The sequence below is a fragment of the Variovorax sp. P5_A3 genome (genome assembly GCF_056400665.1).
In genome coordinates, this window is the sequence record NZ_JBFUKW010000021.1 from 53,505 (window position 1) to 72,636 (window position 19,132).

Genomic DNA, 19,132 nt, shown 5'->3' on the forward strand with positions numbered 1-19,132 from the left:
TGTGAGCGTTCCAGTCCATGTCGGCCCAACGGCCGAGGAACCTTCTGCTGATGGCGGGGATAGCCAAGTTGAACTCCCGTTCAGATACCTGCGGATCAGGTCGTCTTTTCTTGGAGCATCTGCAGTATGGCCTTGATGGCCGCCCGGTACCCGCCAGGTCCGAGGCCGGCGATCACCGCGGTGGCCACCGCGGACATGTAAGAGTGGTGGTACATCTCCTCGCGGCGATAGATGTTGGAGATGTGGACCTCGATGATCGGACCTGGAAACATCTTGAGCGCATCCATGATGGCCATGGACGTGAACGAATAGGCCGCCGGGTTGATGATGATTCCGCTGCCCGTGTCGATGGCCTCGTGGATCCAGTCAATCAACTGGGTCTCGCTGTTGGACTGGTGGAACTCCAACGCGATTGCGCCGGCTTCGTCGCGGCACATTGCCTCGATCTCGGCGAGCGTGGTCTTGCCGTAGATCGCAGGCTCGCGCTTGCCGAGACGGTTGAGATTCGGGCCATTCAGGATGAAAAGCGGCTTGGTCATAGGTGAGTACGTTTGCAACGCAAAAGAGTTTCAGGGACCGCCGTGGAACAGCTTCGCGGGGCCGGTGACGAGCCAGGGAAAGAAGACCATCAGGAACATGATCAAGAACTGCGCGATCATGAACGGCAACACGCCCTTGGTCACTGTATCCATCGACATTCGACCGACTCCGGCCACCACGTTCAGTACCACGCCAACCGGCGGCGTGACCAACCCGATGGCGTTGTTCATGATGAACATGACCCCAAAGTAGACTGGGTCGATCTTGGCGGCGATGACAACTGGCATCAGTACCGGCGTGAGGATCAGGATGGTCGGCGTCATGTCCATCGCGGTGCCGACGATCATGACCAGCACCATGATCGCCACCATCAACAGGATGGGACTGCCCAAGAAGGGCTCGAGCATGCCCACCACCTTACCGGGCAGGTCCGCCACCGTGATGAGCCAGGCCGAAACCATGGCCGCGGCCACCAGGAACATCACCACCGCGGTGGTCTTGGCCGCCGCCTTGAAGATGCCGAACAACTGCGAGAGCTTCAAGCCACGATAGATGACCGTCGCGACGAACAGGGCATATACCGCAGCCACCACGCCTGCTTCCGTCGGCGTGAACACGCCCATGCGCAGACCGACGAGAATGATTACTGGCAGCATCAGCGCCCAGCCACAGCGGCGCATCGTGGTCAACAGTTCCTTCAATGGCTTGCGCGGCGGAGGCACCACGCCTTCGTTGCGCGCGACCCAGGCCCAGGTAACCCACAGCGCCAGTCCCATCAGCAGGCCGGGAGTGATACCGGCCATGAACAACTTGGAAATCGAGACGTTGGCCGTGACGCCGAAAATGACCAGTCCGATCGACGGCGGCAACACCGGCGCGATCACGCCGGACGCTGCGATCAGGCCCGCAGCGCGATGCGGTGCGTGGCCGGCGGCCACCATCATCGGCAGCAGCATGGTCGTCAGGGCGGCGGCATCGGCCACCGCGCTGCCCGACAGCGCCGAAAGCATGATCGACGCGACGATGGTCACGTAGCCCAGGCCGCCACGGATGTGACCAACCAGCGCCATCGCGAACTCGACGATGCGCTTCGACAGCCCGCCTTCGTTCATGATCTCGCCAGCCAGCAGGAAGAAGGGCACTGCCAGCAGGGGGTAGTTGTCGGCGCCGCCCAGGAGGTTCTGCGCGAGGATCTGGGCTTCGAACATGTCCATGTGCCACATCAGCGCCACGCCGCTGACCAGCAGCGCAAACGAGATCGGGATACCGATGGCCATCGCCAGCAGCAGGGACCCGAGGAAGATAGTGAGTGTCATGGTCGCTCGCTCGGTTCAGTGTTGTTTGGTGAGGTCGTCGCCATGCGGCCGGTTGAGCGCGGCCAGGTCTTCGGATTCCTGGACCATCACCAGGTCGTCATCGTTCATGTGGCCGGTGAAAAGTAGCCACAGGTCCAGCAGCAGCACGATGCATGCGCAGGCCGAGAAGGCCACGCCAGCCGCATGCAGCACAGACATCGGCAACTGGGTGGAAGGTGCCAGGGAGTCCATGTTGATCTTGGTCTGTTCCAGCGCGCCCCTGAAAACCAGGTAGCAGACGTACAACATGGTCAGATGGCCGAGTACAAGGCAGATTTTCTTGCCAACCGGTGGCAGGCGCGACACCAAGGCGTCGGTGCCGAGGTGCGCGTGCTCGCGCAGCGCGACCACGCAACCCATGAAGGTGATCCACACGAACAGCCAGCGCGAAATTTCCTCGGACTGCGTGATCGACGAATTGAAAACGTAGCGCAGAACGACGTTGCTGAAGACCAGCGCCACCATGATCATGAGCGCCACGGCCATCACGTTGGTCACCCAGCGGCAGAAAGAATCGATCAGCTTTACCATGCCTGCTCCTCTATAAGACGCGTTGGCGCGCCACGGCCCAAGCGGCACCGCGGGGCCTCCAAAACGACCGCCGGCTCCAAGTCTCAGGGATTGGAGCCGGCTTGAACTTCCAGGATCAGAACTTGGAGACGCGTTCCATTTCGGTCTTGAACAGCGTCATCACGGCCGGATCGTACGAAGCGGAGAACTTGTCGTAGACCGGCTTGACTTCGGTGCGCATGCGGGCCGTCTCGGCGGGTGTGACGGCGTTGTAGACCATGCCCTTGGCCTGCAGTTCGGTCAGTGCCTTGCCCGCGGCTTCGCGGCTCGCCGCGCGCTGGAAGGTCTGGGCCTCCATGGCGGCGTCCTGCAGGATCTTGTGCTCCGCCGGCGACAGCTTGTCCCAGAAGCGCTTGCTGATCTGGACCGGGTTGGTCGCGTACACGTGGTTGGTGCCACTGACGTACTTCTGCACTTCATAGAACTTGCTCGACAGGATCACCGAATACGGGTTCTCCTGGCCATCCACGGCCTTGCTTTCGAGGGCGTTGTACAGCTCGGCAAAGGGCATCGGCAGCGGGTTGGCCTTGAAGGTCTTGAAGGTGTCCAGGAACACCGGATTCGGGATGACGCGCAGCTTCAGTCCATCCAGATCTTCGCCCTTTGTGATGGGGCGCTTGCTGTTGGTGACGTTGCGGAAACCCAGGTCGAAGAATCCCAGGATGACGATGCCCTTGTCAGCCAGCTTGGCGCTGACCATCTTGCCCAGCGGTCCGTCCACCATTGCATCTGCCTGCTGGCCATTGGTGAATAGAAATGGGAAGTCGAACAGTCCGAATTCCTTGACGACGCCGGTCAGCGAGGTGGTGGACGCCACGAGCATCTCCTGCACGCCGCCCTGCAACGCGGATTGCTGCTGCAGTTCGTTACCGAGCTGGCTGCTGGCGAATTCCTTGACCGTGATCTTGCCGCCGCTCTTGGCTGCCACGAGCTCGGCGAACTTCTTGACCCCCCAACTGGTCGGGTGGTCGGTGTTGTTCAGGTGACCGAATCGAATTGTCCGTTCCTGAATGTCCTGGGCCTGAGCGAGCGTAGCGGCGACGAGCAGCGCGAGACTGCCGGCGAGTTTGAAGAGTTTCGATGCCATGAAGGTCTCCTTTTTGTGATTGGAATGGCCGGTTCCTGGGCCATGCGTCGCAGCGGTGCGGCACCGAATAGTATTGGATCATCTGAGCATACGCAAAGCATATGATGATCAGGGTATTCTCTGATTGGCAGAATGTGGCTTGAACTTGAAACTGTTTTGAGCCTTGATCCGTCCTGGAGCGCCACTTGTTGACCGACAACTCCCTTAATTCCGCAGACAGCGCCACGGTTGGCGAGGTCGCCTATCGCCGCATCCGCTCCGACATCGTGCTGGGCCGGCTGACGCCGGGGCGGCGTCTACCGCTGGAACGCATGAAAGAGGCATACGGCACAAGCGTCAGCACGCTGCGCGAGCTCTTCAGCCGACTGGCCACGGAAGGTTTGCTCGTCGCGGAAGGGGCGCGAGGGTTCCAGGTCACCGCAGTCTCCTCGGCCAACCTGCGGGAAGTGGCATCCATGCGGCTTCTTCTGGAGAGCCATGGACTCAAGGAGTCTTTTCAGCGCGGCGACCTCGAGTGGGAAGGCCGTGTGGTCGCCGCTTATCACAAGCTCGCCACGATGGAAAAGCGGATGGCGGCTGGCGACCATGCGCCCTCGGAAGCCTGGCGCCAGTACGACTGGGCCTTTCACGTCGCGCTGATCTCCGCTTGCGGGTCCGACTTGCTGTTACAGACATATGCATCGATCTGCGACAAGTACCTGCGCTACCAGATGATCGCCGCCATCTTCCGTGGCAAAGAGGCAGCAGACGAGCATCAAATTCTGCTCGATAGCGCGCTCGCCAAGGACTGGCAGCGCGCGCAACAGACCCTGGTCACCCACGTCGAGGATTGCGTCACGCAGATGACATCGGTGCTGGACGCCGCCTGAACCGGATTCTTGTGAGCAACTTATGACATCGTCTTCCAGTGGCCCGCTGCGCATCGGCATTCTCGGCGCCGCGCGGATCGCCCGTTCGTTCGTCGAAGCCGTGCGACCGTCGGCCAAAGTCGTTGTCACTGCGGTGGCGAGCCGCAATGGCGAACGTGCTGCAGCCTTCGCGCGAGAGCTCGGCATCGGCCGCGTCCATGCCAGCTACGACGCGCTCTTTGCCGACCCAGACATCGACGCGGTGTACGTGCCGCTCCCCAACAATCTGCACGCGGAGTGGTCGATCCGGGCCGCCGATGCCGGCAAGCACGTCCTCTGCGAGAAGCCGCTCGCCGCCAGTGCAGCGCAGGCACGGGCCATGTTCGCGGCCGCCGAGAAGAATGGCGTGTATCTCGTGGAGGCCTATCCCTATCGGGCTCAGCCACAAACGCTCAAGGTTCGCGAACTCGTCGCCGCCGGCGCCATCGGCCGCATCCAGCTCATCCAGGCATCCTTCGGCTTTCCTTTGGCCGACGCAGCCAACATCCGGATGGACCCGGGCCTCGCGGGCGGCGCGCTGATGGACGCGGGGTCGTATCCGGTGAGCTTCGTGCGCACGGTGGCAGGTGCAGCGCCGTCGCGTGTGTCTGCCTTGTCGCGATGGGGCGCGACGGGTGTCGATCTGACCACGATGGCGACACTCGAGTACCCGGACGGAGTTCTTGCGCAGATCTCGTGCAGCTTCACCACCGCGCGTCACCGACACGCCTTTATTGCTGGCGACGCGGGTTCCATCAATACCACCTACTTCAACGATACCGGCGCCGACTTTCCGCCATTCGTGGACGTGCGCCGAGGCACCGGATGGGATGCGGCACGCGAAGTGATCGAAACCGAAGCGCGGGCCGGATTTCTGGCCGAAGCAGAGTCGTTTCATGACCTCGTGCGATTCGGTTGGGGCGGATGGACGGGCGCCACTCCTGCCGAATCGATCGACATTGCGAGGACGCTCGATGCGATTGCGGCCAGCAGTCGCCATGGAGCTCCGGTTGACGTGGCCGATAAGCGGTGGAATTGAGAATGTTGCTTCCAGGCAGTGCGGCGCTGGCGATGTGGTGGGACATGGCGCCCGAGATGAAGTCCGAGTTCGAACATTGGCATTCCCACGAACATTTTCCGGAGCGGCTCGGCGTGCCTGGATTCCGGCGGGCGTCCCGCTGGACGAGTGTTCCCGAGGGCGAAGGCATCTTTGTCATGTACGAGCTCACTTCGTATGCGATCCTTTCATCGGATGCTTATGTCCGTCATCTGAACACGCCGTCGCCATGGTCCGTGCGGATGATGCCGCACCATCGGAACATGGTGCGCAGCCAGTGCCACGTGCTCGAGTCGTCGGGCGGCAGCGCTGCAAGGTACGCGCTGACACTGCGTGTCTCGCCGCTGCAAGACCGTGCCGATGACCTGCGGGCATTCTTCCAGGCGCTTTGCACCGCTCTGGCTCAGCGGCCGGGCATCGTGGGTGCTCACCTATTGCGGCATCAGACACCCCTCGTCGCCGAAACCACCGAACAGCGTATTCGCAACTCCGCCGACCGCGTGGCCGATTGGGTGTTCGTTGTCCTTGGCTACGAGGCACATGTCATGCAGTCGCTTGTCGATGCCGATCTTTCGCCTGCGGCGTTGCGTGCCTCAGGCGCAGCCGAGGGTGCGCTCAGCGGTCTCTACACGCTCTCGCATTCGGCGACTCCCGACGACGTTGCCGGCGTGAACACACTTTGATGGGCTTTCGGGCCTGCCCGGCTCGTTGCGCCTGCGGGCGTGGCAACGCGCCGTACTGGAGATCTTCAATGGCTCATCGCATCATGACGCTGCTCGTTACGAGCGCCCTTGCCCTGGCTCTGCAACCTGCAAGCGCACAGATCCGGCTGGCAGGCATCACCGAGGCCCGCGGCCCGGGCGCCACCGCGGGGCAGAGCCTCAAGAGCGGTTATCTGATGGCGATTGACGAGATCACCTGTTCTGCGAGACGGAGCGTCCCTTGCCGGACTAAGATAGGCATCACTTCCTGATCTACCTCGCAGACTTCTCCGGTCCATATCATTGGCTGAAAGAGCGCGAACTCATCACGAAGGACGTCGACCCGCACGAATGGCGGCTCGAATGGATCTGCGATCCCGAAGACGAACGCCGCCTTTTCAGGTCGAGCACGAGGTCCGCAGCATGCGGCATCCGCTGTACAACTGGCTGCTGGTCAATCGCAATCCAGCGACTACGAACACAAACTATCGCCGAGGAGATGAAGCGTTTGTCGGCGACTTTTGATCTCCAGCTCATCTAGGCCGTGCTCGGCCGCCACGGCGGACCGCCTCCCGTCTTACCTATCGGCATCGCTGAGGAAGCCAAAAAGCGATTCGGGTAGTCCGGCAACGTCTACGTCGATCGCCAGAAGAGCGCCTGCCCAGTCCTCATGCGCCAGCACGGCAGGGTCGATCATCTTGGTGGCCGTCGTGATGTAGAGCGTCCGAAGATCGGGCCCTCCCAGGCACACGCAGGTGGGATTCGTCACCGGCAGCTCGATGACGCGGTCCAACCTGCCGTTAGGCGCATAGCGCACGACTCGGTGGCCCGCGAATACAGCGTTCCACACGTAGCCTTCGCGGTCCACGCAGGCACCGTCGGGCCGGCCGCGCTGGCTCTCGTAGTCGACGAACACGCGGCGGTTCGTGATGACGCCGCGATCGAGGTCCAGATCGAAAGCCCAGAGCTTGAACCGGCGGGTGTCCGACATGTAGAGCGTGCGCCCGTCCGGCGAAGTCGCCACCGAGTTGGTGACGATGATGTCGTCGAAGAACTTCTGGACATTACCATCGGGATCGACGCGATAGAAGCTGCCCAGCGGCTTTTCGATGGCGGCGTCCATGGTGCCGATCCACAGCCGGCCTCGGCTGTCGCTGCGGCCGTCGTTGAGGCGGGTGCCGGCGTCCGCCGGTTCGACCTCGACGATCTTGTGGAGAGCGCCGGTGACCGGATCGAAGCGGTGCAAGGTGTTGTCCAGCGCAACGACGAAGCCGCCGTCTCGGTGCAGCGCCAGGCTGCCCAAGAAGGTGCAGTCGAACGGGTAGACCGCGTGCTTGCCGGTGCATTCGTCGAAGGAGTGCAACTTCGGCTGTTCGATGTTGATCCACCAAACCTTTGCGGTACGGGGGCACCACAGGGGCGTCTCGCCAAGTTGGTCGCGCGTCTGGATCACGCAGCGCAATGTCGGGTTCATCACGTCTCCAATGCCAAAGTAGGGAGTTCGATGCGGCGCGCGTCGCCGAGGATGAAGATGTACGACAGCGCACCCAGCAGCGCCAGCACGGCCATGAATGCCAGGGCCCAGACGAAGGCCCCGGTGCTGCCGACCATGAAGCCGATCACCAGGGGCGTCGGGATGCCTGACAGGTTGGTCATGAGGTTGTAGATGCCGCTGGTCAGGCCCATGAGCTGGACCGGGGCGATGTCGGAAATGACCACCCGGCCGGGACGCCGCCTCTGAACTTGTGATGGCCAGGCTGGAGGCAGTCAAGGACCAAGAACTTCGACCATGAGGTAATTCCCCGGATGCTAAGGTTTCGACGAAGACTCCACAACTGCGTCGACCTATCCGAAAGGGACAATCAGAGCGTCAACAACTGGCACGGTCAGTTCCGAGCCATGAATTCGCTAACCCGGTTGCGCCCGGGATATTACGGCGACCTGATCCGCTATCTCGTCGGCACTCCGGCGAAAGGGGGCTTGTCATGGGACGGCGATGGGCGCGGCTGCAACACGCTGCGCGGGTGGTTTTCTGTGGATCAGGCGACTTACGAAAGCGGCGCATTGAGATCCATCGACCTTCGATTCGAACAACACCGTGAAGACGCCACACCTGCGCAGAGGGGCAAGATCCAGTGGATCTTTAGAGCAGGGCGCTCGTGAGCGTCTCGCCATCCCATCTTGCTGCGCCGTGATGGGACCGTGAGGATGGTGCCCACCTATTTGAATTGGTGGGCACCAATGAATCCCAATGCACAGAAGCTTCGGCGCAGGCACGCTGCGGAGTTCAAGGCGGCGGTCATCGCCGAATGTCAACAACCCGGCGTTTCGGTCGCGGCGGTGTCGCTTGCGCACGGACTCAACGTCAACCTGGTTCGCAAGTGGCTCGTTGGCAAGGGCTTGAAGCGCACCGGCCTCTCGGCGCCACGAGCGGTCGCGCCACGAGCGCCTGTCGAGCCGACGATACCGCCCACTTCGACACCGCCGCAGGCACTGCGCTTCGTGCCGGTGGAACTGGCTTCACCCGCTGCCGAGCCGGCGGCTTCCGTTGATCCAGCCTTAAGGTGGTTGTTCGATAGGGCGCCTCCTTGGTCATGTGTGCATGTCATCGTCGTGGCTTCACGTCGAGGCCGCCGGTGGCGGCGTCACCTCGCGCGCAATGGCCCACACGAACCCGGAGAGTTCGCGCGCGATGGCCACGACGACCTTGTTGTGCGGCATGTGCCGCGCCCTCATCCTCTTGAAGCGTGTGCACAGTCGCAATTGCGCAGTCCAGGCGATGTCGGTCACGGCCTTGGGCAATTCCGACTGACGCTTGGCGATGTCCGCACTGACTCTTGCCGGATAGCGATACAGGTGTGCCACCTCCACCAGCATGCGCCGCGCCGCCGAGTTGCCGGCCTTGGTGATGGCGCCCTGACGGCGCCGCTGGCCGCTGGAGTCGTCGCTGGGCACCAGGCCCAGGTAGGCCATCAACTGGCGTGGGTTGGCGAAGCGATGGAAGTCCTGGATCTCGGCCACCAGCGTGACCGCGGCGATGAGCTGCACACCGCGCAGCGCCTGCAGCGCGGCCACCACCGGTGCCAGCGACCAGCCCGCCAGCGCGTCGCGCAGCGATTGCTCCAGGCGTGCGATGCGCGCCCCCGACTCGCTCACCGCGTGCAGGTACTCCTGGAAGGCGATCTGCTGCGCGGCGTGCGGCAGCGCCAAGCCGGCCAGCCAGCGCAGATGCGCCGCCGTCCAGGCGCTCTTGCCCGCGTACACCACGCCATTGCGCAACAGCAGCGCCTTCAGGCGGTGGCGCGCGTTGCGCTGCTCGCGCACGGCGTCCTCGCGGGCGCGCACCAGGTCGCGCAGCCCCTCGTCCACGGCGTCGGGCACGCGCACGGCGCTGAGTTCGCCCGCGCGCGCCAGGCGCGCAAGCATCAACGCATCGCGACGGTCGGTCTTCACCCGGTCGCTCGGGCGCTTGGGGATGGACGAGGGTGCCACGACCTCGCAGTGGTAGCCCAGCGCGGCGAGGTGGCGCTGCAGCACGAAACCGCAGGGGCCCGCTTCGTAGACCACCTGCACACAGTGGCCCCGGCTGACCAGGCGGCGCAGGGCCTTGCTGACGGCAACGACGCCGCCGCCGACCGCCCCAAGATGGCGCACTTCGCCGTCACGGCCGGCCTCGGCCACGGCGATGTCGATGCTGTCCTTGTGGACGTCCAGGCCAGCGTAAATGGTGGCCGCAGTGGTGGTAGATTGACTCATGGCCCGTTTCCTTGCACGTTGCACGCTGTCCACCCTTCGGGGTATAGCGTTGTGGCTCGGCGCACCCACGGTGCGCAATCCACGATAGTCCCGGAGACGGGCCACCTCAACGGCTCAAGCCATTCTGGCTAGACGCCGTTCTGGCCTGGGGGTTCCAATCGATGGAATTGAACCGCATCGAGGCGCAGGTGCTGGCTGCCACTGGCATGCGCCTCCACGTCACTGCTGCGTGATTGGAGCGCGCGGATCTTCAAAGCGTCTAGGCTCTGCCGGCGCTCGCTGTTGCAGGTCGGTCTTGCAAGACAAACATCCTCGATAGCGCCAGCCTCGAAGAAGCCATCCGCGCCGCCGACGACTGCCTTGCGAAGGCGCGGTGGTCATAGAGCCAATGGCATGCCGACGTGACCAGTTCGTCGGCGTGCGCGGCCTCGGCCGCGTGACGCGCCAGCATGGACACGAGGGCGCCTTCCGCTCTCGGATCGAGGTCCCTCAGGCCGAGGTAGTCCCTGGCCCACTGCTGGTGCTCATACAGCGTCGGGCGGCACTCGTAGAGGCTGCGTAGGCTGGCGATCGTCAGCGGCGGTGCCTGCAGCGTTTCAGCCACGTACCGCAGCAGGTTGCGCGGCAGCACGGCAAAGCGGTCCATCGGGCGGCCACACGCGCGAAGGAACAGCAGCTGCAGCGCGGCTGCGACCCTGCGGTCTGATCGGAACCGCTGGCGAGCCGCCTGGACGTCACCAGTGCCGAGTTGGAAGAACTGCTGGAGGTCGAAGTCCGTCAGGCGACCGGGCAGCCCTTCCGTGAGCGTCTCGCCATCCCATTTTGCTGTGCCGTGATGGGATCGTGAGGATGGTGCCTACCTATTTATTTGGTGTCCGAAAGAGCGAACCTGCGAGGCGAAGGAGGTGGCCCCGCGTCGCTGACGCCGTCGAGGAGGCTTCGAGCTTCGAGCACACGATCGCGCCACGACTTCGTTTCGTCGTGGAGGACAGCTCTTGCCCTGGCGGCCTGCTGCAGCGTGCCGTCGTTGCTTCGGGCGCGCGCCCTGTCGGCACGCTCGGCTGCGTGCCAGAAAAGTGCCTGGCTACGGCGCGATGCCTGGAACAGCGCGATGTCGGTCAGCTCCATCAGCATCGCGTGCAGGAAGCACACAACCTCAACGGTCTGGCGTCGCTGTTCAATGCGTGCGGTCATCGATGGCCGGCGCAACGTCACGTGGGCCGCGTAGGCCTGTTGCTTGCTCAGGGCCATGGAATCCAATGCCCAGTGTGCACGCCCATTGCCTTGAGGACACGGATTTTCTCCAGTGTCTGCGCGGTCGTACTTTGGGAGTGGCGCTGGGGCGCAGGGATGGGGCGGCCAATCTACTCCTTCGGCGCGCGTTGTGGATCCGGGTCCGGATCGGCCGTCCGAACATGCGGCCTCGCTCGGCGACAACCACGATCGTGTCAATCTGTCGAAAAAATACGATTACCCCAGTTTGGGAGGGCTTCCATGACGACTGGCGGTCAAAACGCGTAGGCCGCCTTGAACCAGACGCGATCGGCCTGCGGCATATTGCGCGACTGGAACTCGTGCTGCCAGTGCAGGTTCACGGTCCACCGATCGAGCAACCACTCGATGCTCGGCCCGAGTCCTGTGACCTGACCCCGGTTGCCCACGCCGTTGTTGAAGATGTCGGGCTGCAGGTCCGCCGCCGAAAAAACCGGCACGCCGTTTCGCCGGTCGTCGCTGATCTGTTGGTAGTAGTAGCCGGAGATGCCCAGCTTCGTGATCCCGTCACGAAGCCACTGCATCACTCCGAAGCTCACGAAGAACTCGTCGCCGTTGCGATAGTTCGTGTCCTTGTTCGTGCCGTTCCGCAAGTAGTTGAACAGTACGGAGGCTTCGAAGCCCGCGCCCAGGCCCTCTTTCTTGGTCTGGTCGAAGTAAGTCACTCCGAGCTGCGGGGCCCAGCTGTTGTAGTTGCGGCCGATGTTCTGCGCGCGGTTGCGGTCGTAGCTGCCCGTCTTCACGTAGAAGTTGAGCGGGTTGGCCGTGATTGACCACGGCGTGTCGGGGAAGCGCCATCCCAGGAATAGCGGAAAGACCGCCGTGTCGCCCAGGCTCGCCACCGAGCCCGTGCCCAGGTCGCGAACCGGCGAAAGGCCCAAAGCACCGAACACGGGGACGACCGCATTGAGATCCACATGTTGGTCGCCGTACAGGAAGGTCGCGCCGAAGCCCAGCGTGTCGCTGCCCAGAAACCGGATCGGCGTCTCCGTTTGTTCAAACAGGGTGAGCTGAGGGTAGGTCCCTGTGGCCTTCAGGTTCACGGGGCCACTGGTTCCGGGTGTTCCCGGCGGCACACCGAACGGCACGAGCGAGGGACCGAAGTTGGCTGTTGCGCGGTTGCCGTCCTGGTCGTTGAATCGCGTCGACCGGTATTCGAGCACGTCGAGCCGCACGTAGAAGCCGGCTGGGAACACCGTGCCGCTCAGCGAATCGCTGAAGCCGAGCGCAGCATGAGTCGAAGCGTTCTCGAGCGCCATTGCGGGGCCCGAGGATGCTACAAGCGCCGCCATCGCAGCACACGGCCGAACGGTCTTCCAGATGTGCATGGGTCACCTCGCATGGCGCATTGTGCCGGCGGGTGCATCAGAAGAAAAGCGCTCTCCTGTGCTCGAAGAACGCACCTCGTCAAACGGAAGGAGGTGGTGGTCGTTGTTGGAAGTCGCCGTCGTCGAGGCGACGTCCAAGGACCGATCCTCCGGATTTCCGGATTTCTGCACCGCGCATCCATGCTGGAGTGGATCGACACGGCGTGCGAAAGAGAGCAAGTTGCGCCTTGTCATGTGCAACGGAGGCAGCGTGGACTCAGTGGTTCAACCAGTTCGATCAATTCATAAGCCAGTCCGGTTCTCATGGATCGACGCCGTCGTGCTTTGGGTTCGCAAGTACGTGTTCGGATTGCAGGAGGTCGTGCCCACACGCGCGCCCACGCCATTGGGTCCGGCTTCGTCGAATCCATTGTCGAAGTGACATTTCGTCGGTGACTACCTGCCAAGTCCGGCGCCGGTGCGCATTGGCGGGCAGTCGACATACAGCGGCGCGTAGCTCGCCACCGTGCCTGACAGTAGTCTGGTGTCTGACGCACTGCCCGACGGTCTGAACTCGCGTAGCGGACCGATCCCACTGTTCGGACCCATCCCGTGATACTGATGCTCGGCTTGCAGGGCGATCTGTCCTGGGTTCTGACGGACGAGGAAGGACTGAGGCTGATCCCCAGCGGAACGCCACCCGACAAGGAACTGATCCTGCTTAGTCCCTACGTGGTTCGATCCGGTGGCGCCAAGTGGCACAACTGCGTGATCCGCATGTACCTCGACAACTTCAGTGCGATCTTCATGGGCAATCCGATCTATGCCTACGCCAAGCAGTTGGCCACGTTAGCGAAACTGGGTACGAAGACGAAGGTGACGGAGTCATTGCTCGATGTCTTCAACTGCGACATCGTTTCCACCTCAGGCGAGAGTGAAGTCGGCGGTCAGTCGCCTCGTCATTCAGCGCTCTGGTTGCGACCCGGCCGTGAGAAGAGATGACTGTCCAGGAACAGGCGGATCGTGAGCAAATGCCCCCATCCACCAGCCAGCGAAAAGTGGCGTGTGAAAAACGCCAGGAATGAATAGAACCAAGCTCTCCCTGCAGTCGTGACGCCGCTCGCCCAAGGAGGGGCGCCAGCGAGGATCTCGTGGCCCACAAGCATGCCGCAATCGTCGACGAGTCGACCAAGAGAGCAACTTGCGTCGAGTCGGCGATTGGCGGCGGGACTTCCCGGTGATGGCATTTTCGCCAGATTGGGTCGACCCGCGGCCACGATTTGAAAATGCGGTGGCCCATGCACGCTGAATGAAAATTCTCTGCCGACCGGCATTGTTGAGTTGCCGGAAGTGGGTGTGATCGCGCCTTCGGGTGCGGATCAATTCCCATCGGAGCTCCCGTTTTTGTTAACTTAAGACTAAACTTCGACGCCATCGCCGATGGCGGAAGAGGCAATCCAGCATGACGACTCGATCGGTCTGCGTTGTGTGTCACCACTCCAACCGGAGGCTGGCTCGCTTCTGCGAGCGCTGCGGTGAGCGCCTGCCTTTGTCGGCCCGGCCTGCGATCGAACTCCGGCAAGGCACGGTCGTCTTCTGCGATCTGGTGGGCTCAGGCGTGCTGTCGATGCAGCTCGACTCCGATGCGCTCGTCGATCTCTACGCCCGCTACTGGCACTTTGTCTCGGAGACCGCCAAGCGCTATTCCGGCTATGTGAACCGCACCGAAGGCGACGGCGCATTCCTGCTGTTCGGCTACCCGGCAGGCGGCGAGGATGCGGCCGAATGCGCGGTGCGGACGGCGCTCGACCTTGCGCACGGCATCGCTTCGCGCGTGACGGTGGCAGGCGAGCCGCTGGCGCTGCGGGTCGGCGCCGCGTCCGGCACCATCGTGATGGCCGGTGCGATCCAGGCGGCGATGAACCGGGAGCTGGCGCTGCTCGGCCCCGTGCCCGATCGCGCGCACCGGCTGACGAGCCTTGCGCCAGTCAACGCCGTCCTCCTCGACGGCGAGACCCGACGGTTGGCCGGCGAGTTCTTCGCGTACCGGGACCTTGGACCGCACACGCTCAAGAACGTGAATCGGCCGGTGGAAGTGTGGGAAGCGCTGAGCGAAACCAAGGTCGTATCCCGCTTCGATGCGCGCCACCACGACCGGGCCGCGGAGATCATAGAGCCGATCGGCCGCGAGGGCGATCTGCAGAAGATCAGGCAATGCTGGCAGGCCGTGACGGCGGGCGGAGCGCGGATCGTGTGGATCAGCGGCGAGCCTGGCATCGGCAAGTCATTACTCGCGCATTACTTCGCGGCCAAGGACCTGTCGTCCGGCGCGACGCATCTGGAGATGCACTGCATCGCGCGCAGCGAACGCAGTCCGCTGTTCCCCGTCGGCGCATTGCTGCGAAGCCAGGCCGGCATCCAGATCGCGGACGCCGAGGACGAGCGCCTCGCGAAGGCGCGCAGATTCTTCGGCGCGATCCTTCCGCCGGAGCGGGTCGACGAGGCGATCAGCCTGGCCGCCGGCCTGCTCGGCCTGCCCGCGCCGGCCGAGCATGCGGCCACCGAGCCGGACGCCTTGCGCGAGCGCACGATCGCCCTGCTCTGCGAAGTGCTCGCATCGTTCGCACGCCGCGGACCCACGGTGCTCCTCGCAGAGGACCTGCATTGGGCCGATGCGACCACGCTGAGCCTGCTGGCGCGCGTGGCAAAGGCGTGCGGCGAGCTGCCGATGTTGCTCGCGCTCACGTCGAGATTTCTGCTGGACGCCACGAACCTCTTCGACGCCGCGCTGCTGGAGCGCTGCATCGACATCGCGCTGCAGCCGCTGGACGACGAGCAGGCCGCGACGATGGCGCGCCGCGTCGCCACGCGGCAGCCGCTTTCCGATGAGCAGATCGCGGCCGTGGTCGCGCGCTCCGAAGGGCTTCCGCTGGTGATCGAGGAACTGGCCTACGACACGCTGCACCAGCCTGATATCGGCGCGTTGCATGCCGGCGGCCCCAGGGGCGCGAAGGACCGGGTGCCCAGCGTGCTGAAGGCCATCGTGCAAAGCCGCATGGACCGGGCGCCGTCGGTGATCCCGATCGTGCATGCGGCCTCGGTGATCGGCCGCGAAGTCTCCCTGCAGCTGATGATGAACGCCGCATCGGATGTGGCGGATGTTCCGTCGGCGCTGTCCGAGGTGATCGACATCGGCCTGCTGAGCCAGGAGACGGTGGCGGGCGTGCCCGTGCTGCGCTTCAGGCATGGGCTGATCCAGGAGGCGGTGTACGACTCGATGATGGCCTCGCGGCAGAAGGAGCTGCATTCGCGCGTCGCCGACCTGCTGAAGTCCGGCATGGCGACCGCCGACGAGTGCACGCCCGATGCGCTCGCGCATCACCTGCTCTCGGCCGAGCGATTCGCCGAGGGCGTGCGTTGCCTGTACGAAGCGGCGTGCGTCACCGCATCGCGCGCGGCGTATCTCGAATCGCGCGCCTATGCGCAGCAAGGACTGCAATGGCTGGCATCGGTCCCAGTGGCCGAGGAGCGCGCGCAACTCAGGCTGCAGCTTCTCAGCATCATGGGCGCCGCGCTGTCGGCGGTACTTGGCTACGGCGCGCCGGAGGTCGAACAGACCTATCGCGAAGCGCACAACCTCTGCAGCGAAGGCGGCGATGCGACCGCGCTCTTCCCCATTGCGCGCGGGCTCGCGGCCTTCTACTTCGTACGGGGCCAGATGACCACGGCCGGCGCGCTCGCGGCGCAGTGCGTGGAGCTCGCGGCCCGGGCCGGCATCCCCGACTTCGAGGTCGAGGCGTTGAGCTTTCGCGGCTACACCGATTGCTACCAGGGCCGGACAAGGCAGGGACGCATCGCGCTGGAGAACGCGATCCGCATCGGCAAGACGCTGGAGCAGCCGTTTCGCTACACCTCGCCGCAGCATCCGGTGACAGCCGCGTTGGCCTTCCTGGGCAACACGGCCTGGGCGCAGGGCGACGCCGACACAGCCGAAGCCGTGGTGCAAGAGGCGCTCACCTTCGCGCAAGCGCTTCAGCGTCCCTTCGACCTGGCCTATGTGCACGGCTGGGCAGCCGGCCTGCGCAACCTGCAGCGGCGCTGGGACGAGGCACAGGCCCATGCGCAGCAATGCTATGGCGCGAGCGAAAAGTACGGCCTGCGCATCTGGCTCGCCACGGCGACGATGCAGGGCTGCATCGCCGCGGTATCCAAAGCCCCCGCGCCCGATGCGCTCGCCATGATGCAGGGCGCGCTGCATGGCTTTCTGCTGGCGGGCGCGGAAGTCAACTCGGGCTACTTCCGCTGGGGCATCGCGCGCGGCCAGCGCATGGTGGGCGATCTGGACGGCGCGCGTGCGACGGTGGCGCAGGCGCTGTTGCATGTCGATCGCACCGATGAATCCTTCATCCGCGGCGAACTGCTGATCCTCGCCGCGGAGCTCGACAGCGATCCGCAGCGGATCGAACGGCTTCTGCTCGAAGCCATTCAGGAGGGAGTCGACGTGCATGCGCCCACGCTGGCGCTGCGCGCGGGCCTGCTCCTGCTGCGTCATCGCGGACTGAGTTCGGACGACCCGCTGCGCGATCGCGCTGCGCAGATCGCGCTCGACGGACAGGCGTTGCAGATGCCCTCGGGCGACTGGATCAACGAAGCCTGGGCCGGCGTGCGCGCCGCGATTTCCGGCCTAGTGCAGGGCGACGAACCGGCGATGGCCTACCAGCGCAGCCCGTCTTCGATGGACAGCACCATCGAGCATTGAGCGCGGTACCAGCGGCCGGTCGGGAAGCTCATCTCGCCGTCGCCCATCAGCTCTCGCAGTTGCCGCCATGCCGGCGGCGCGTTGGCGCATGCGGGCAGTTCGAGCGATGCCAGGCCGGTGGGAAAGCGGTAGCGCAAGTCCTTGGTGCGCATCGTTCCGTACACCCAGGTCTTGCCCGCCTCGCTGGTGCGCGAGTCCACGTCCACCGGCGAGATCTGCAATGAGCGGAAGCCCCCGAAGCCCCGCGCGACCACGGGCCGCGCGAAGGAGCGCCGAAATTCGCTCTCGCCGAAATCGCTCTGACGCCAGGGGCCGCTCAGCGGCGTCATGCGGCCCGCGACGCCGCGCAGGTCGACCCGCTCGAATTCGCGGTCGCTCCGGTCGACGTCCGCCGCATAGCCGATGCGCAGCACGTCGTCCTTGGCGTCGATGGCATGCCCGATCCGCTCCACCATGGACACGCGATCGACGTGCATCAGCGGAACCATGTCCGCGCTCTTGGGGTTGACCCTGCCGTCCATCGTCAGCCTCTGGCAGACGCCGACGTCGTTCGTGGCGCAGAAGGAGGCCAATACCTTCTCGAAGCCCTGCACCTCGCGGCCCAGTGCCTTGGACATGGGGTTGTCCACGAAGATGGCGGGCACGTGAATGGCGGCGTCGCGGGCCTGCGCGGTGTCGTCGTCCACCCGGCCCACCAGCACGCGCAGCAGCAGCTCGTGCTGCGCCTGGTAGTCCAGCGTGCGCACTGGTGGCCAGTTCTTGGTGAGCCGCATCTTCCGGTAGCGAAGCAGCTCGACCACCACCCAGGGCGTCGCGACGGCGTACCGGAAGTCGTCGGCGTAGCGCGTGTCGTTGGAACCCAGATGGAAGTTGAGCCCGTCGACCATCTGGTTCAGCGCCTCCATCACGCCGGGCACGCGCGACAGGTCCACGCGAAAGCCGACGATCTCGACGTCGTCGAACGCGAACCTCGGCGGACCGAAGAGGTCCTGCCGGCGTGCGGCGGTCCAGGTCGTCTGCATCTGCATGTAGGGGTCCCGGGCGGCCTGCTCGCCGGGCACGGACGTCGGCATGAGCACAGGAGGCGGATGGGCGGCGGGCGCCCGCGCCCTCTCCGGATCGGCGAGCGGATTCTTGATCGTTCCCGTCCACGCCACGCTGCAGGCGCAGCGCTCATGGCCCAGCAGTTTCCTGAGCGCCGGATACAGTGCATCGAGCGCCATCACGCCGGCATCGCTCCTGAAGACCTTCGCGAGCGTGCGCGCTGGCACCCATGGCGACTTGCGCACGAGCACGGATTCGCCGACATCCGCGGCGTCCGGCACGACGCGGAATTTCTCGTACGTGGTCTTCAGTACGGCCCCGTTCGCCGCCTCGCCCTCGGCGCTCTTGCGCAGCATCGGCCGCTCGATCACGAGCAGCGGACCGACGCTCAGGGCCGCGGGGTTGAGCACGTCCTCGCCCACCAACTCGTTGCCCACCGCGTACCGCGCGGCCTTCACGATGAGGGTCTGGGCCCGGTTGTCGAAGACGATGTCGGCTTCGACGATCGGGAAGCCCACCTTGCGGGCTTCGTCGCACCACTTCACTCGGTTGGTGTACGCGAGCCAGCACGACAGGTGGCTGGGGGCCTTGGCCGGGTCGCCGTACGCGACCGAGATGGCCACGGCCAGGCCCGGTGACTCCTCCACCGGTTCGGAGATGACTTCGACCACCAGGTAGGGCTTGTCCCGTGCGCTGAGCAGCGCGCTGAGCATCGGGCCGAGCGACGACACGTCCTTGGCCGCCTCCGGGTCAAACGCGTAGGTGGCGAGCTGGAAGTCCAGATGCTCGTTCATCGC

18 protein-coding genes are annotated in these 19,132 nt (G+C 64.4%); 7 read left to right on the forward strand and 11 right to left on the reverse strand.

Annotated features, from left to right (window positions below):
- Positions 1-95 precede the first annotated feature (95 nt).
- From aroQ to AC1D3B_RS26400, 4 genes are all read right to left on the reverse strand, one after another.
- Positions 96-539 carry a type II 3-dehydroquinate dehydratase gene (gene aroQ / locus AC1D3B_RS26385; RefSeq protein ID WP_028252444.1) on the reverse strand — a complete coding sequence of 148 codons (444 nt, stop codon included), beginning with the start codon at positions 537-539 and terminating at the stop codon, positions 96-98.
- Between the two features lie 30 nt (positions 540-569).
- Entirely contained in the window at positions 570-1,856 is a 1,287-nt protein-coding gene (locus AC1D3B_RS26390; protein WP_478193626.1) for a TRAP transporter large permease, read from the reverse strand.
- 15 nt (positions 1,857-1,871) lie between these two features.
- Positions 1,872-2,426, reverse strand: a complete 555-nt coding sequence (locus AC1D3B_RS26395; protein ID WP_478193627.1) for a TRAP transporter small permease — start codon at positions 2,424-2,426, stop codon at positions 1,872-1,874.
- Between the two features lie 115 nt (positions 2,427-2,541).
- Positions 2,542-3,552 carry a TRAP transporter substrate-binding protein gene (locus tag AC1D3B_RS26400; RefSeq protein ID WP_478193628.1) on the reverse strand — a complete coding sequence of 337 codons (1,011 nt, stop codon included), beginning with the start codon at positions 3,550-3,552 and terminating at the stop codon, positions 2,542-2,544.
- A 185-nt stretch (positions 3,553-3,737) separates the two neighbouring features.
- Here AC1D3B_RS26400 and AC1D3B_RS26405 point away from each other — a divergent pair, with 185 nt between their 5' ends.
- The 4 genes from AC1D3B_RS26405 (at position 3,738) to AC1D3B_RS26420 (ending at position 6,469) form a co-directional block, all read left to right on the forward strand.
- Entirely contained in the window at positions 3,738-4,421 is a 684-nt protein-coding gene (locus tag AC1D3B_RS26405; protein WP_478193629.1) for a GntR family transcriptional regulator, read from the forward strand.
- Positions 4,422-4,443: 22 nt separating this feature from the next.
- On the forward strand, positions 4,444-5,478 hold the full coding sequence (locus AC1D3B_RS26410) for a Gfo/Idh/MocA family protein (protein WP_478193630.1): 1,035 nt from the start codon (positions 4,444-4,446) through the stop codon (positions 5,476-5,478).
- 44 nt (positions 5,479-5,522) lie between these two features.
- Positions 5,523-6,179 carry a hypothetical protein gene (locus AC1D3B_RS26415; protein WP_478193631.1) on the forward strand — a complete coding sequence of 219 codons (657 nt, stop codon included), beginning with the start codon at positions 5,523-5,525 and terminating at the stop codon, positions 6,177-6,179.
- Between the two features lie 68 nt (positions 6,180-6,247).
- Complete coding sequence (locus AC1D3B_RS26420; protein WP_478193632.1) at positions 6,248-6,469, forward strand: hypothetical protein; 222 nt, start codon at positions 6,248-6,250, stop codon at positions 6,467-6,469.
- 305 nt (positions 6,470-6,774) lie between these two features.
- Here the strand turns inward: AC1D3B_RS26420 and AC1D3B_RS26425 are convergent, their stop codons facing one another.
- Together AC1D3B_RS26425 and AC1D3B_RS26430 are read right to left on the reverse strand one after the other, a co-directional pair.
- Positions 6,775-7,671: an SMP-30/gluconolactonase/LRE family protein gene (locus AC1D3B_RS26425; protein WP_478193633.1), complete on the reverse strand. Its 897-nt coding sequence runs from the start codon at positions 7,669-7,671 to the stop codon at positions 6,775-6,777.
- On the reverse strand, positions 7,671-7,916 hold the full coding sequence (locus AC1D3B_RS26430; protein ID WP_478193634.1) for a hypothetical protein: 246 nt from the start codon (positions 7,914-7,916) through the stop codon (positions 7,671-7,673). The genes AC1D3B_RS26425 and AC1D3B_RS26430 overlap by 1 nt, the downstream gene beginning before the upstream one ends.
- A gap of 180 nt (positions 7,917-8,096) precedes the next feature.
- Between AC1D3B_RS26430 and AC1D3B_RS26435 the strand changes: the two genes are divergently transcribed.
- Positions 8,097-8,360, forward strand: coding sequence for a hypothetical protein (locus AC1D3B_RS26435; protein WP_478193635.1), 264 nt, complete (start codon positions 8,097-8,099; stop codon positions 8,358-8,360).
- 456 nt (positions 8,361-8,816) lie between these two features.
- Here the strand turns inward: AC1D3B_RS26435 and AC1D3B_RS26440 are convergent, their stop codons facing one another.
- From AC1D3B_RS26440 to AC1D3B_RS26455, 4 genes are all read right to left on the reverse strand, one after another.
- Positions 8,817-9,953: an IS110 family RNA-guided transposase gene (locus AC1D3B_RS26440; protein WP_478193636.1), complete on the reverse strand. Its 1,137-nt coding sequence runs from the start codon at positions 9,951-9,953 to the stop codon at positions 8,817-8,819.
- 259 nt (positions 9,954-10,212) lie between these two features.
- Positions 10,213-10,746, reverse strand: a complete 534-nt coding sequence (locus AC1D3B_RS26445) for a DUF4158 domain-containing protein (protein WP_478193707.1) — start codon at positions 10,744-10,746, stop codon at positions 10,213-10,215.
- Between the two features lie 71 nt (positions 10,747-10,817).
- Entirely contained in the window at positions 10,818-11,204 is a 387-nt protein-coding gene (locus AC1D3B_RS26450; protein WP_478193637.1) for a hypothetical protein, read from the reverse strand.
- A 257-nt stretch (positions 11,205-11,461) separates the two neighbouring features.
- Positions 11,462-12,484, reverse strand: coding sequence for a SphA family protein (locus AC1D3B_RS26455; RefSeq protein ID WP_478193638.1), 1,023 nt, complete (start codon positions 12,482-12,484; stop codon positions 11,462-11,464).
- Positions 12,485-13,144: 660 nt separating this feature from the next.
- Here AC1D3B_RS26455 and AC1D3B_RS26460 point away from each other — a divergent pair.
- Together AC1D3B_RS26460 and AC1D3B_RS26465 are read left to right on the forward strand one after the other, a co-directional pair.
- Entirely contained in the window at positions 13,145-13,534 is a 390-nt protein-coding gene (locus AC1D3B_RS26460) for a hypothetical protein (RefSeq protein ID WP_478193639.1), read from the forward strand.
- Positions 13,535-13,994: 460 nt separating this feature from the next.
- A complete protein-coding gene (locus AC1D3B_RS26465; protein WP_478193640.1) occupies positions 13,995-17,291 on the forward strand; it encodes an ATP-binding protein in 3,297 nt (1,098 codons plus the stop codon).
- Here the strand turns inward: AC1D3B_RS26465 and AC1D3B_RS26470 are convergent.
- Positions 17,246-19,129 (reverse strand): hypothetical protein, encoded by a 1,884-nt coding sequence (locus tag AC1D3B_RS26470; protein WP_478193641.1) that lies wholly within the window; start codon positions 19,127-19,129, stop codon positions 17,246-17,248. The genes AC1D3B_RS26465 and AC1D3B_RS26470 overlap by 46 nt on opposite strands.
- Between the last annotated feature and the right edge of the window lie 3 nt (positions 19,130-19,132).

Coding starts and splice junctions, on each gene's coding strand:
- aroQ (WP_028252444.1), bottom strand. CDS start 539: ATGACCAAGCCGCTTTTCATCCTGAATGGCCCGAATCTCAACCGTCTC.
- AC1D3B_RS26390 (WP_478193626.1), bottom strand. CDS start 1,856: ATGACACTCACTATCTTCCTCGGGTCCCTGCTGCTGGCGATGGCCATC.
- AC1D3B_RS26395 (WP_478193627.1), bottom strand. CDS start 2,426: ATGGTAAAGCTGATCGATTCTTTCTGCCGCTGGGTGACCAACGTGATG.
- AC1D3B_RS26400 (WP_478193628.1), bottom strand. CDS start 3,552: ATGGCATCGAAACTCTTCAAACTCGCCGGCAGTCTCGCGCTGCTCGTC.
- AC1D3B_RS26410 (WP_478193630.1), top strand. CDS start 4,444: ATGACATCGTCTTCCAGTGGCCCGCTGCGCATCGGCATTCTCGGCGCC.
- AC1D3B_RS26415 (WP_478193631.1), top strand. CDS start 5,523: ATGGCGCCCGAGATGAAGTCCGAGTTCGAACATTGGCATTCCCACGAA.
- AC1D3B_RS26420 (WP_478193632.1), top strand. CDS start 6,248: ATGGCTCATCGCATCATGACGCTGCTCGTTACGAGCGCCCTTGCCCTG.
- AC1D3B_RS26425 (WP_478193633.1), bottom strand. CDS start 7,671: ATGAACCCGACATTGCGCTGCGTGATCCAGACGCGCGACCAACTTGGC.
- AC1D3B_RS26435 (WP_478193635.1), top strand. CDS start 8,097: ATGAATTCGCTAACCCGGTTGCGCCCGGGATATTACGGCGACCTGATC.
- AC1D3B_RS26440 (WP_478193636.1), bottom strand. CDS start 9,953: ATGAGTCAATCTACCACCACTGCGGCCACCATTTACGCTGGCCTGGAC.
- AC1D3B_RS26450 (WP_478193637.1), bottom strand. CDS start 11,204: ATGGCCCTGAGCAAGCAACAGGCCTACGCGGCCCACGTGACGTTGCGC.
- AC1D3B_RS26455 (WP_478193638.1), bottom strand. CDS start 12,484: ATGGCGCTCGAGAACGCTTCGACTCATGCTGCGCTCGGCTTCAGCGAT.
- AC1D3B_RS26465 (WP_478193640.1), top strand. CDS start 13,995: ATGACGACTCGATCGGTCTGCGTTGTGTGTCACCACTCCAACCGGAGG.
- AC1D3B_RS26470 (WP_478193641.1), bottom strand. CDS start 19,129: ATGAACGAGCATCTGGACTTCCAGCTCGCCACCTACGCGTTTGACCCG.